The sequence below is a fragment of the Parvimonas parva genome (assembly GCF_045866535.1).
Classification (GTDB): domain Bacteria; phylum Bacillota; class Clostridia; order Tissierellales; family Peptoniphilaceae; genus Parvimonas; species Parvimonas parva.
In genome coordinates this window covers 23,934-37,240 of record NZ_AP038371.1, presented here as the reverse complement: position 1 = coordinate 37,240, position 13,307 = coordinate 23,934, and the positions used below count along the sequence as shown (strand labels likewise).

At 31.9% G+C, this 13,307-nt stretch carries 10 protein-coding genes; all 10 read right to left on the bottom strand.

What is annotated here, in order from left to right; translation table 11 throughout:
• Positions 1-250: 250 nt before the first annotated feature.
• The 10 genes from glpK to ACKTSI_RS00120 all read right to left on the bottom strand — a co-directional run bounded on the left by glpK (position 251) and on the right by ACKTSI_RS00120 (position 12,888).
• A complete protein-coding gene (glpK, locus tag ACKTSI_RS00165; protein ID WP_407862829.1) occupies positions 251-1,741 on the bottom strand; it encodes a glycerol kinase GlpK in 1,491 nt (496 codons plus the stop codon).
• Between the two features lie 8 nt (positions 1,742-1,749).
• Complete coding sequence (locus ACKTSI_RS00160; protein WP_407862828.1) at positions 1,750-2,409, bottom strand: hypothetical protein; 660 nt, start codon at positions 2,407-2,409, stop codon at positions 1,750-1,752.
• A gap of 1 nt (position 2,410) precedes the next feature.
• The gene (locus ACKTSI_RS00155) at positions 2,411-3,262 is read right to left on the bottom strand and encodes an ATP-binding cassette domain-containing protein (protein WP_407862827.1); all 852 of its coding nucleotides are present in this window, start codon (positions 3,260-3,262) and stop codon (positions 2,411-2,413) included.
• 2 nt (positions 3,263-3,264) lie between these two features.
• Positions 3,265-3,954, bottom strand: coding sequence for a 5'-methylthioadenosine/adenosylhomocysteine nucleosidase (locus ACKTSI_RS00150; RefSeq protein WP_407862826.1), 690 nt, complete (start codon positions 3,952-3,954; stop codon positions 3,265-3,267).
• 310 nt (positions 3,955-4,264) lie between these two features.
• A complete protein-coding gene (locus ACKTSI_RS00145) occupies positions 4,265-6,052 on the bottom strand; it encodes an oligopeptide ABC transporter substrate-binding protein (protein ID WP_407862825.1) in 1,788 nt (595 codons plus the stop codon).
• Between the two features lie 662 nt (positions 6,053-6,714).
• On the bottom strand, positions 6,715-8,481 hold the full coding sequence (locus ACKTSI_RS00140; RefSeq protein ID WP_407862824.1) for an oligopeptide ABC transporter substrate-binding protein: 1,767 nt from the start codon (positions 8,479-8,481) through the stop codon (positions 6,715-6,717).
• Positions 8,482-9,059: 578 nt separating this feature from the next.
• Entirely contained in the window at positions 9,060-9,974 is a 915-nt protein-coding gene (locus ACKTSI_RS00135; RefSeq protein ID WP_407862823.1) for an ABC transporter permease, read from the bottom strand.
• A gap of 16 nt (positions 9,975-9,990) precedes the next feature.
• Positions 9,991-10,947 carry an oligopeptide ABC transporter permease gene (gene opp4B / locus ACKTSI_RS00130; RefSeq protein ID WP_068473231.1) on the bottom strand — a complete coding sequence of 319 codons (957 nt, stop codon included), beginning with the start codon at positions 10,945-10,947 and terminating at the stop codon, positions 9,991-9,993.
• A 1-nt stretch (position 10,948) separates the two neighbouring features.
• Complete coding sequence (locus ACKTSI_RS00125) at positions 10,949-11,884, bottom strand: ATP-binding cassette domain-containing protein (protein ID WP_068473234.1); 936 nt, start codon at positions 11,882-11,884, stop codon at positions 10,949-10,951.
• Entirely contained in the window at positions 11,884-12,888 is a 1,005-nt protein-coding gene (locus ACKTSI_RS00120) for an ABC transporter ATP-binding protein (protein ID WP_068473236.1), read from the bottom strand. Before ACKTSI_RS00120 ends, ACKTSI_RS00125 begins: the two co-directional genes overlap by 1 nt.
• Positions 12,889-13,307 lie beyond the last annotated feature (419 nt).

The following is a 13,307-nucleotide window of genomic DNA, read 5'->3' as shown; positions in this document are numbered from 1 at the left end:
AACAAGTTATTAATTCTATAACTCTCAAAGGCCTCCCCTCAAGTGCTTTAATATTATATCAGCCTTTACCTTATCCGTCAATGCTCTTTTGGCATATTTTTTATCCTTTATTAATTTTTTATGCTTTTTATTAAAATTTTTTATGAAATAACAAGGTTCTAGGGTGCCTTACTTTGTTTGTGCCTAAAGTTAAAGAAACCAATACTATAAACATCAATTAAAAAACGAGATGATTTACATCTCGTTCGTTTTAATCCCAATTTAATGTTCTTGATACAGCTTTATGCCAGCCTTTCAATTTTTCATCTCTAACCGTTTCATTCATTTTCGGTTCAAATTTTCTATCAAGTTCCCAAATTTTCTTTATTTCATCCGTACTTTTCCAAAAGCCGACTGCAAGTCCTGCAAGGAATGCACAGCCCATTGCAGTTGTTTCTAAAACTTTCGGTCTTATAACTTCCGTGTTCAACATATCGGATTGAAATTGTAATAAAAATCCGTTGGCACTTGCTCCACCATCAACTTTCAAATTTTGTATCTTTATATTTGTATCTTCTTCAATGCAATTAAAGACGTCAACGCATTGGTAGGCTATTGATTCCAAAGTGGCACGAATAATATGCTCTCTTTTCGTTCCCCTTGTAAGTCCGAACATCGCTCCTTTGGCGTTCATATCCCAATATGGAGCTCCAAGTCCGGTAAATGCCGGAACTATGTAAACTCCGTCAGTATCGTCAACTAAGTTTGCATATTGCTCGGATAGGCTTGCATCATAGAGCAATCTAAGTTCATCTCTTAACCATTGAATCCCCGCTCCTGCGATGAATATACTTCCCTCTAGAGCGTATGTTACTTCTCCATTCAATCCCCAAGCAACTGTCGTTAAAAGTCCTTTTTTTGACTTCATCACTTCTTTTCCTATATTCATCAAAAGAAACGCTCCTGTTCCGTATGTTATCTTCGCCTCAGCTTTTTCAAAACACGCTTGTCCGAACAATGCAGATTGTTGGTCGCCTATTACAGATGCGATAGGAATTTTTGCACCTCCAAATGTATATTCGTCGGTATGTCCGTAAACTTCACTTGAATTTTTAACTTCGGGTAACATCGCTTTTGGTATATTTAAAATATCTAAGATTTCATCGTCCCATTGCAATGTATTTATATTAAAAAGCATAGTTCTTGAGGCATTGGAAAAGTCGGTTATATGCACCTTACCTCTTGTCAAGTTCCAAACTATCCAAGTATCAACTGTACCAAAAAGAAGTTCTCCTCTTTCAGCCCTTTCTCTTGCTCCCTCTACATTGTCAAGAATCCATTTTATTTTTGTAGCCGAAAAATAGGCATCAAGTTTTAATCCGGTTTTTTCAAAAATTAAATCTTCATATCCCTTTTCTCTCAAATCTTCGCAAATCTCGGCAGTTCTTCTGCATTGCCAAACAATCGCATTATATACAGGCTTTCCAGTTTCTTTTTCCCAAACAATCGTCGTTTCTCTTTGGTTTGTTATCCCAATCGCACGAACTTCTGTCGGTCTTATAAAGTTTTTTTCCAAAACTTCCCTACAAACTCCCGATTGTGTCGCCCAAATATCCATTGCATCGTGTTCGACCCAGCCGGCTTTTGGAAAAATTTGTCTAAATTCCTTTTGTGAAACGCCTTTGATATTTCCTAAATTGTCAAACAAAATCGCTCTTGAGCTTGTCGTTCCTTGGTCAAGCGCTAATATATATCCGTCCATAAATCCTCCTAAGCTCTTATATCAACCTTCAAAATTATTCTTCTATTAATATAAGCAAGTAAAACTTGTAATACAAAAACAACAACTAAAACCACAATTGACACTATATCATTATAGTATTTTTGAATAATTGGATAAATAAATCTATATGAATAGGCCAAGGCGATAAAAGCGAAAGAATAAATGTATCTATAAAAAGTTTTATTTATGCCTTTTCCCTTTTTTATAGAGATGCTTTTGTAAATCAAATTCAAAAATGTAGATATTTCTGATACAAAATTTATAGAAAAATACACAACAGCCAAATTAATGATAGTGCCGGTATCTGTAATGTTAGAAATCAAATCTTCATAAAAAATTTCATACAAAACAAAAAGCAAAAAGAACAAAACATCGTAAATTATACAACTTAAAATCCTGATAGTACTTATCCTTTTTCTGCTACAACCATTTATAAATAAGTGATTGACTATATTTTTCTTCGAGAAGATATAAGTCAAAAAGCTTGCAACAAGTATCACCCAAAAAATTTCCACATCAAAATTAACTTCTATATTTAAAAATTTAGTAAATTTTAAAAATACCAATTCAAGCAAAACAGAAACTAAAATTCCCATTAAAAAAGTTTTAAATAGTAATTTTAAAGAAAGTGAAAGTCCTTTTTTCATACTAATGACCTCCTTCAACCATAGTAATGGCCTCGTAAATCTCTTTTAAAGATACAGTCCTACTACCATGTGCTCTAAGTTCGTCCTCATCTTTTGCTAAAATGTATGCAATTTTGAGTTTAGAAAAGTTTTTGAGAGTTCTAATCGCCAAGACATTTTTATCCTTAACAGCTGTACTTATGAGGTCAAGAGAGCCGGAAATCGAATAAACCATCTTTTCAAGCCTTTCACGACTTTCAAAAAGCACAACCTTTTTATCCTTTATTATAATTATATAGTCAAGATAATCGAAGAAATAATTTACATTTTTGCTATGAATTATTGGAGTGTAGCCATTTCTCTTAACATTCCCCATAAGAATATCGCTAAGTTTTCTAATATCAAGACTTGAAAGTCCGATTTCAGGCTTATTGAAAAGCAAATATTTCTTTTTCATACAAATCGTAACAATAGTTTTAAAAATCGTACAATTTTGAACATTTTCCTCGGCCTTAAATTTCTTATCCAGCTCCAGCTTAAAAGAATCACAAAGCTCCAAAGCATAAGCCAAATCAAATTCATCATTAAAATCAGCAATAAAATTCAAAACCTGTCTTAGAGTGTGTCCACTATAAAACTCCATTTTAGGACACATATATATCAAATCACGAGCATCTTCAGGCTCTTTCTCATCGATTAAAATAGTTCCATCATCTTTTAAAGTATAATTACATAAAAGATTGAAAATCGTAGTTCCACCGGAATTAATCCTACCTAAAACGCCGTAAGCCTTCCCCTCTTCAATCTGTAAATTAAAATCCTCAATAGCAACAAATTTGCCATAATTCTTTTTTAAGTTTTTAATTTCAATCATAGCTATATTTCCTTTATAATGTCTAAAATAATACTTTTAACCACCTTACTTGACTCTGCAACAAAAGTTTCAAAATCGCAGTCTGCCTCCTCATTTGCATTGTCGGAAATAGAACGCAAAGCCAAATACTTAACATTATTCAAATGGCAAGTATGCACGATTGAACAGCTTTCCATTTCACAACAAAGTGAGTTAAAGCTCTTTTTAATTCTATCCTTTATTTCTTTTTTAGCAACAAAGACATCTCCTGTCGCTATAATCCCTTTAAAAATCTTGTCCTCAGACAAAACCTTTTTAGCCTTTTCATAAGAAAGGTCAACAAGCCTTTTATCTGCAATGAATTTAACGTCCCTAAGAGCAGGAATTTGTCCCATAGTGTAGCCTGCCTCAGTACAGTCAAAATCGTGGTAAAAATATTCAGTCCCTATAACCAAGTCACCAATCTTTACAGCATCATCAGTAGAACCGGCAACTCCTATATTTATAATCGTATCAGGAGAAAAATTATCTATCATACTTTGAGTGTATATCGCAGAATTTACCTTACCAACACCACAAATACCAAGAACAACGTCCTTATCATAAATATTTGCAAGATAAAAAGTAAAACAACCTTTAACCACCTTCTTAGTTTCGATTTTATCTATAATTTCCATTAACTCCTCATTAAGAGCACTTATAATCCCTATCATATTTCCTCCTTGTATTCTTAATATTACTAATCATATTTAATTATATCATAGTTTTCTTTTATACAATTAATTCAAAGTAAACTATGATGAAATTAAAATAGGATTATTTCATAATCCTATTTTAATTATATCACAGTTGAAGTCTATAAAAAAGAGATATACATTGATTTTTTAGGCTTTTTTGATTTTTTTGTAGAAATTGGATGTCTAAATTTTCACCTCATAGCATATAGCAAAGCAAAGTCCCCAACTTCAGCTACTTTCCCACAAAAAAAGTGCAGAATAATCTGCACTTTTAAAATTTTATTTTCTATTTATCCACTTCTGGAGCGTCTTTAGTTAATTCAATATCAGAATTTCTAAATGGAGCTTTTCCTTTTTCCGGTAATGAGATATCATATTTCTTAACTCTATTGTTTACAAATGCTTTTGTAGTGTTAGAGAAAGTTGGAATTACGATAGCTTCGTCAGCAACTAAATACTTGCTAACTGCTTTGTAATGGTCTAATCTAACCTTAGGGTCAACATTGTCTAAAGTAACAACATCTTTTAATAATTTATCCAATTCAGGAGAAGTAAATCTCATCATATTGAACTTTTCATGTTTTCCATAGAATCCTGAAGGGTCAGGGTTAGAACCTGTATTCCATCCAGCAAAGTACATATCGATTTCAGGGTCATCAGCGTCAAGCTTATCATAGAATGAGTTAAATTCGATTAATCTTCCTGTTGTAAGTTCAACGTCTAAACCGATTGATTTCCATTGTTGTATAAAGAAAGTAACAGTTGGTTCTTGAGTTGCTCCACCTTGCATTGCAGCAAATTTAATCTTTAATGGTTTACCATTTTTATCTTCTCTTATTCCATCACCGTTTGTATCTTTGTATCCTGCTTCATCAAGAAGTTTTTTAGCTCCTTCTAAATCATAAGGGATACCTTTGAAGTCTTTATCATAAATTGTAGCAAAATATGGTGGAATCATTTGGTATAGAGGATTACTTAAATTGTTAAGTAATTTCTTATTTACAGTATCTCTATCAACAGCCATTGCCATTGCTTTTCTTAAGTTCTTATCAGCCATTTTAGCATTAGGGTCTGTTACAACTTCGTTCTTTTCATTGTCCCATTTACCTAATTTGAATGAAATGTATCCATATCCACCTGCATAGTTAGTAACAACTTTACCATTCTTTAATGATTTGAATTTGTCATATAAATCTGAACCGAATGAATCGATAATATCATATTCACCGGATTTTGTTGCAGCAACTACTTGAGCTGATGGAACTAATTTAATTTGCATTTTTGGAGTTTTTGGTTTTCCAAAAGCATAATATGGGTTAGCTTCAGCTATAATTTGTTGTCCGGGTACGATTTCTTTAATTACATAAGCACCACATGATAAAGGATTCTTTCTTACAGCGTCATGAGCTTGTTGTTCTTTAACAGGAATATCTTTAAAGATATGGTCTGGAACTGGGTTAAAAGGTATACCTTTACCCCAATATATTGAATGGTCAAATTCAATAAAGTTGATTTCTAAGTGTTTGTCATCAAGAACTTTAACACCTGAAACATCTTTAGCTTTTCCTTCGTGATATTCTTTCATACCAACAACATTTAAGTAGTCAGTACCGAAACGAACACCTGTATAGTCTTTATGACCAATGATTAAGTAATATCTTAAAAAGTCTTTTGCAGTAACAGGAACACCGTCACTCCAAGTTGCTTTTTCATGAATTGTAAGAATTGCTTTCTTTTCTTCCGGTTTGAATTCAAACTTACCTTGTCCGGTATCTCCATTTTTGAAGTCAGGGTCTGAATCGAAGAATCCTGCTTGACCTATCCATTGCATAATACCCATATCAAAACCGTCTTGAGCATAAGCCTCATTAAATACGCCTTTGAAAGGTGATTCTCCAATGATACCAACCTTTAAAGTACCATTTTCAATATTTTTTCCTTCGTTTTCAACAACCGGATTTGGTTTAAATCCTTCAGCTTTCTTTTCTTCTTTTTTTCCGCCTTTAGCTCCACAACCTGAAAGTATCATTAAACTAGCTAAGGCTAAAGCTGTTAATTTTGATGCTTTTTTCATCATCATTCCTCCTTGAGAAAAATAAATATTTTCAAGATAAATCGTTTTCTAAGTTGTATAATACAAAAAAATCATATATACACATTAGATGAGCTAAAATCAACATCTAATAAACATATCTTATCTCTACATCAAAGATTATAGCATATAAAAAATTAAAATAAAAGGCTTTTCCCGAAAAAAATAAAATTTAATCAATATTTTAAATTTGACTACTGTATTATCACTTAACTTAATCATTTAGATTTCTATTTTAAGTGCAAAAATTTAATAATAATAATGGCTTAATTTCAACGTTACAAATGTTTGTGTTTTTGTCAATTTTTTACAAAAATAAAATTTCTTTATTTTTTATAATCATTACATTTTTTTAACATTTATAACTGATTAGAGTTATCATATATGATTTTAAAAAGTTTATGTTCGGAAAATATTTTTCTAATGTAAAAAAATAGGTTATTTAGCTGATGTCCTCTACTACCACCTTACATTAAATTGATTGGACTATGGCTGAGAGATTAGCGTGTGCGAAGATCTCTGCACTCACTATCTTTCCTCGAGGTGATGGAAAGAGAAATCTTTAAGTCATAGTAATTTAACTTTAGTTAATTCCCCCACAAAAAAAGAAACCACTTTCGTGGTTCCTTTTGGCCTTATTTTATCTATTTAACAGGTGCGTCTTTAGTTAATTCAACATCGAATAAACCAAAGTTCTTACCAGGAGTTGTATCCCATTTCTTAACTCTGTTATTTACAGCAACGATACCTTTTCTGAATAATGTAGGTACTACCGGTACATTTTCAAACATATAATTTGCAAATTCTTTGTATGCTTTTGATCTGTAATCTTTATCAACTGCTTCAAAAGAATTAATCTTATCTAAGATTTTATCTAATTCAGGAGTTGCAAATCTTGGGTAGTTAAATTGAGCTTTTCTTCCATAAAGACCTGTTGGGTTAGGGTTTGTGCCAGTTCCCCAAGCTGCTTGGTAAATATCTATTTCAGGGTCATCAGCTTTAACTTTTTCATAGAATGAGTTAAATTCTATAAGTCTTCCGGTAGTAAGTTCAACATCTAAACCAATTTGTTTCCATTGTTGGATATAGTATTGAGCTATAGGTTCAGCGATAGCACCACCAGACATTGAAGCGAATTTAATCTTAAATGGTTTGCCATTTTTATCTTCTCTTATTCCATCACCATTAGTATCTTTGTATCCTGCTTCATCAAGAAGTTTTTTAGCTTTTTCCATATCACAAGTATATCCTTTTAAAGACTCATCATAGAATTCTTTAAATTCAGGAATCATAAGTTGTGTTGCGTTTCTTCTTAAACCTTGGTAGAATTTTTCACCAACAGCGTCATTGTCAATCGCATAAGCCATAGCTTGACGTAATTTAACATCTGCCATTTTAGCATTAGGGTCTGTTACAACTTCTTCTTTTTCTTTATCCCATTTACCTAATTTAAATCCTATATAAGTGTAAGATAACTCATCTTTAACACCGATTTTAACATTCTTTAACTCTTTAACTTTGCTGTAAAGGTCGGAATTTAAACCAACAGTTAAATCATATTCACCTGATTGTAAAGCTGCAACGATTTGAGCTGATGGAACAATCTTCCAAACAACAGTTTTAACCTTTGGAGCACCTTTATAGTAATGAGGGTTAGCTTCAAAAACAACTTGTTGTCCCGGAACTACTTCTTTAATGTAGTATGGTCCAGGAGAAAGAGGATTCTTTCTAGTAATGTCATGTTCCTCTTGTTTCTTAACAGGAATGTCTTTTAACTTATGACTTGGAACAGGTTCAGGTGGAATTCCACCACCCCAAAGGATACTAGGGTTAAAAACTTTGAATGTAAGTTCAAATTTCTTATCACTTATAGTTTTAAAACCTGAAATTTCTTTTGCTTTTCCGTCGTGATATTCAACGATACCTTCAAGATTTTGCATATCATCGTCAAAACGAACGCCTGTATAATCTTTATCAGCTAGAATTTTGTAATATTCTAAAAAGTCTGCTGACGTTACAGGAGTACCGTCATTCCAAGTATATTTTTCATGAATAGTTACGATTGCTTTTCTTTCTTTTGGTAAAAATTCAATATTGGCTCCACCACCGTTTATTAATTTATAGTTTTCATCAACAGCGAAAGCTCCATTTGTTGAGTATGTTAAAATTTCCATATCGGGATTACCACTGGCAAATGCTTGATGGAAAATTCCGGTAAATGGTGAATCACTTATGTATGCAATCTTAAGAGTTGCATCTTTAACAGGTGTTCCTTCATTTTCAATAACTAATTGGTCTTGAACACCAACTTTTTTCTCTTCTTTCTTCTTTTCTCCAGTTTTACTACCACAAGCAGTAAATAAAAATGTTGTTGCCAAGGCCAAAGCAACGACTTTAGATAATTTTTTCATATCTTAATCCCCCTTTATGTATTAACACAATTTCATCGTGATATGCAGAAATCGGTAAAATGCGTTATCAACATCTCACTTTATCGTGTTTTATAGAAGATATAAAATTAAGAAGTATTTTACACTTCTTTTGTATTTCTTCTATTTAACTTTATCATATTATACTACAAATAAATATTTTTTGCAATACCTTTTTGAAAAAAATTGTAAATTTTTTTAACTTTTCTTTTATCTATGGAATAAATTAGAACAAATATTTGTTAATGTTGTGGTTTTTAGAACTTTAGTAAGGTTTTTGAGGTTGAAGTTAGGTATAAATTCATGTTTAAGTGATACAACTTTTTGGACAAGTATAATTCCGATTTAATTGTAAGGCAACAAATCTTTTGGATTTTTACCCTAGTTGTGTTCTATCATCAATTTTTATCTTAAATCATGTGTTCACTGCGTAGTAGGGATTTCATTTACCTTTCTGTCATTTATACAAAGATAATGGAATGTATCTAAGCATAACTTAAAAATGCAACAAAAAAGTCGTTGTTTCCAACGACTTTTTAAACTTTTTATTATCTTTATTTCTAACCTAATCTTTGTTTTGCATCTGATGCTCTTCTTAATGCTTGTCCGGCATAGTTGATTGAAAGCATTAGTACAAGTACTAACATTGATGCAGGGAACCAGATATACATTCTATCTCTTAATATTGTAGGGTCTAGTGCCTTATTAATAAGAGTTCCAAGTGATGGTGTTCCGGGTGGCAAACCGAATCCAAGGAATGTAAGTCCAATTTCAATACCCATATTTCCTGCTAATCCTAAGATTGCGTCAATGATTAGGATTGAGCTGATATTTGGTAATATTCCTCCAACCATTATTTTCCATGATGGTGTTCCCATTGTTTTTGATGCGCTTATATAGTCACGTCTTCCTTCTGAAAGGGCTTTTGACCTAACAAGTCTGGCAATACCACACCAATAGAATACACTCATGATGAATACAAATGTAACCATATTGTATGATGGAACTAATGTTACGAATACGATGATAATCATAAGAACCGGTAACACTTGGATAAAGTCTATAATTCTCATTATGATATTATCTACTATACCACCGTAGAATCCGATAATCAAACCAACAATTATACCTGTAACTGTTGTTAAGAAAGTTACTGATGAACCGATGATGATTGAGTTTCTAGTTCCGATGAAAAGTTGTCCTAAAAGTGGACGTCCTGCTTGGTCAGTTCCTAAGAAGTATCCTTCTTCTCCAGGTCTTAAGAATGAGTCCATAAGGTTTACTCTCATAACATCTTCTAAGTTGAAGAACAAACTTCCGATAAATACTGTTAATAGTATTAATATGAACACTCCAAGTGAAAATGTTGCTAATTTATCTTTTCTAAATTCCCTAACAATTACTTTAAATGCACTAGGTGTAACATTTTTCTTATCTAGGGAAGTATCTTTTTTCATTTCTTTTTCTTTACTCATTTTATCACTCCCCTTATTATTCTATTCTTATTCTTGGGTCAACTATACTCATAATGATGTCTGATAACAAACTTCCTAGTAAAGTTAAAAATCCAAAAATCATAATCAATGCTGTTAATACTGAATAATCTCTTGATAGTACAGCTTCGATGAATAATTTACCCATTCCAGGATAACCGAATATTGTTTCCATAAATACAGAACCTGAAATCAAACCAGTTATTTGAAAACCGAAGAATGCAGCGATTGGTAAAAGTGAATTTCTAAAGATATGATGTGAATACACTTTATCGATAGGTACACCTTTACTTCTTGCAGTTCTTACATAGTCAGAACTCTTTGCATCTATAATTTCATTTCTTAAATATTGAACAGTTCCTGTTGTAGCAATTAAAGCGTAACAAATTGCAGGTAACAACATATGATGTAATCTATTTAATACATAAGAAAAACCTGATAATCCCGGGTCAACTGAACCTGACGCTGGGAACCAATGCAATGTATATGCAAATAACAGAATCATTAACAAATAGAAAATGAATCCAGGAATCGCATAGGTTACAAAGTTGTAGAATGTAACTGCTTTATCAAATTTTGAACCACTATATCTACCTGATAAAATACCTAGTGGTAATGCTAATGTGTACATAAATATCAAACAAAGTAATGCTAACCAGAAAGTATTTCCGATTCTTTGTCCTAAAAGAGCTGATACAGACATTTTAAATGTATAGCTTGTACCAAAATCTCCATGGAACATATTTGTAATCCATCTCCAATATTGTTGGTACCATGGGTCATAGAAACCATATTTTATTCTTAATGCTTCTATTTGTTTAGGGTCAGTTGTCGGAGTAATCATTCCTGTGAATGGATCTCCTGGCATTAATTTAGCTAAAATAAACACTAAAATACTTAATATTACTAATTGAGGTATCATTAGAAGGAATCTTCTTAATACGGTTTTCCACATATTATTTTACCTCCTTTTTTGCTACATAGTGAGTATCTGAAAGTTTAATTAAGTCGAATACTTTACCATTTTCATCATAATACTCTTTTTCTAAAGCTTTATATTCTTCTTCTACTTTTATTCTGTTAGCGATTAATTCGTCTTTAACTCTTGGGTCAGTTCCAGGGATTGCAGCGATTAATCTCTTAGTGTAGATATGTTGTGGATTTTTGTAGATATCTTCCTTTGTTCCTCTTTCAACAAGTCTTCCTCTGTACATAATGTTGATATAATCACACATATGTTTTACAACCCCAAGGTCGTGAGAAATGAAAAGGTAAGATAAACCTAAATCCTTTTGAATCTTTTTCATAAAGTTCAATACTTGCGCTTGAACTGAAAGGTCAAGTGCTGAAACGGGTTCGTCAGCGATGATAAGTCTAGGATTTAAACTTATAGCTCTGGCAACACCTATTCTTTGTCTTTGTCCACCGGAAAACTCGAATGAATATTTATACAAAGCATCTTCCGGCATACCAACTATATCTAAAAGTTCTAAAATTCTCTTTCTTTCTTCAGTTACAGTCATCTTTTCAAAGTTTCTTAAAGGTTCTCCAATGATGTCTATAACTCTTTTCTTAGGGTCTAAGCTCGCCATGTTATCTTGGAAAATCATTTGAACATCTCTTGTAAATTCTTTATCTTTTCTTACCATTCTTTTAGTAAGGTGTTTTCCGTCAAAAATAATTTCTCCACTTGTAATCTTTTCAAGACCGATTATAGATTTACCGATAGTACTTTTACCACTACCACTTTCTCCTATAAGTCCATAAGTTTTTCCCTTTTCGATAAACATATCAACACCGTCAACAGCATAAACATAGTCTATAATCTTATTGAAAAAACCTCCCCTGATTGGGTAGTGAACTTTTAGGTTTTTAATTTCTAAAAAGCTCATTAATTATCCCCCTTTTCATTAAAATGAAAATTTTTGTAACAAGTACATCTTACAAAATGTCCCGGTGCAACTTCGTGCATTGTCGGATTTTCTTCGTGTTCTTCATCTTTTATCCAAGGGATTCTAGCTTTAAATCTACAACCTTGTCTTGGTAAATTTTTAAGTGAAGGAACCATTCCCTGTATAACATATAAATCTTCATCATCTGCATCCATTTGAGGAATACTGTTTAATAAACTTCTTGTGTATGGGTGCTTTGGATTTGTAAATAGCTCTAAAACAGGTGCCTGTTCAACAATTTGTCCTGCATACATTACACAAACTCTATCTGCAAGTTGAGCAACAACACCCAAATCGTGAGTAATCAAAATAATTCCAGCATTAATTTCCTTTTGAATAGAAACCAAAAGGTCTAGTATTTGTGCTTGAATTGTTACGTCAAGTGCAGTTGTAGGTTCATCAGCTATAATAATCTTTGGCTTACAAGCAAGTGCAATAGCGATGATAACCCTTTGTCTCATACCACCTGATAATTCATGTGGATATTGTCTAGCAACACGAGGCGGATTAGGAATACCTACTTGTTCAATCAATTCTAAAACTCTAGCTTTTCTCTCTTCAGCATTCATTTTTGTATGATAAATCAAACCTTCCTCGATTTGTTTTCCGATTCTTTGTAAAGGATTTAAAGATGAAAGCGGATCTTGGAAAATCATTCCAATACCTTCTCCTCTAATTTCATTAAATTCTTTTTCTGACAAACCTACTAAATTTTTTCCTTCAAATATAATCTCGCCTGTTGAACGAGTGAAGTTCGGATTATGTAAACCCATAATAGTAGTAGCTAAAGTTGATTTACCACAACCACTTTCCCCTACTATCGCTAGTACTTCATCAGAGAATAATTTCATATCAACGCCATCTACTGCGTCAAAATATTCATCACGGATTCTAAAACTTGTATGTAAGTTCTTTACTTCCAAAAGTAATTCTTTTTCATCCATTGATACTCTCCCCCTAAATTTGTGTTTTAGTATTATTCTCTATAAAATCATAAATACATTCAAAGCATTACTACATTTACGTAACAAGCTAAAGTTAAAAGAAATAAAAACTGAACTAAAATTTAAAAAATAAAAATTTTAGCAAAAAAATAAATTTCTTTAAAAGATAAAAATTAAATCGATTTCTATCAATGAATGTATTTATGTTATAAATTTAGTTATAATTATACAATATTTATGAAGAATAATCAAGTACCTTGAAAACATTTTTAAAGTTTATTGTTCAAAATAATACATACTTTTCCATTTGTATAATTATTCATTTTCGCCCTTAATTTTTAGAAAAAAATTCATTTCTAATATCAATTTATCTAACTAACAAGCAACTTTCAGCAGTTTATCTTGGTGCAATGTAAAAA

What these genes read in the sequence shown, in the direction of transcription:
- ACKTSI_RS00120 (WP_068473236.1), bottom strand. Translation starts at nt 12,888, where the DNA reads ATGGATGAAAAAGAATTACTTTTGGAAGTAAAGAACTTACATACAAGT.
- ACKTSI_RS00150 (WP_407862826.1), bottom strand. Translation starts at nt 3,954, where the DNA reads ATGATAGGGATTATAAGTGCTCTTAATGAGGAGTTAATGGAAATTATA.
- ACKTSI_RS00155 (WP_407862827.1), bottom strand. Translation starts at nt 3,262, where the DNA reads ATGATTGAAATTAAAAACTTAAAAAAGAATTATGGCAAATTTGTTGCT.
- opp4B (WP_068473231.1), bottom strand. Translation starts at nt 10,947, where the DNA reads ATGTGGAAAACCGTATTAAGAAGATTCCTTCTAATGATACCTCAATTA.
- ACKTSI_RS00145 (WP_407862825.1), bottom strand. Translation starts at nt 6,052, where the DNA reads ATGAAAAAAGCATCAAAATTAACAGCTTTAGCCTTAGCTAGTTTAATG.
- ACKTSI_RS00140 (WP_407862824.1), bottom strand. Translation starts at nt 8,481, where the DNA reads ATGAAAAAATTATCTAAAGTCGTTGCTTTGGCCTTGGCAACAACATTT.
- glpK (WP_407862829.1), bottom strand. Translation starts at nt 1,741, where the DNA reads ATGGACGGATATATATTAGCGCTTGACCAAGGAACGACAAGCTCAAGA.
- ACKTSI_RS00160 (WP_407862828.1), bottom strand. Translation starts at nt 2,409, where the DNA reads ATGAAAAAAGGACTTTCACTTTCTTTAAAATTACTATTTAAAACTTTT.
- ACKTSI_RS00135 (WP_407862823.1), bottom strand. Translation starts at nt 9,974, where the DNA reads ATGAGTAAAGAAAAAGAAATGAAAAAAGATACTTCCCTAGATAAGAAA.
- ACKTSI_RS00125 (WP_068473234.1), bottom strand. Translation starts at nt 11,884, where the DNA reads ATGAGCTTTTTAGAAATTAAAAACCTAAAAGTTCACTACCCAATCAGG.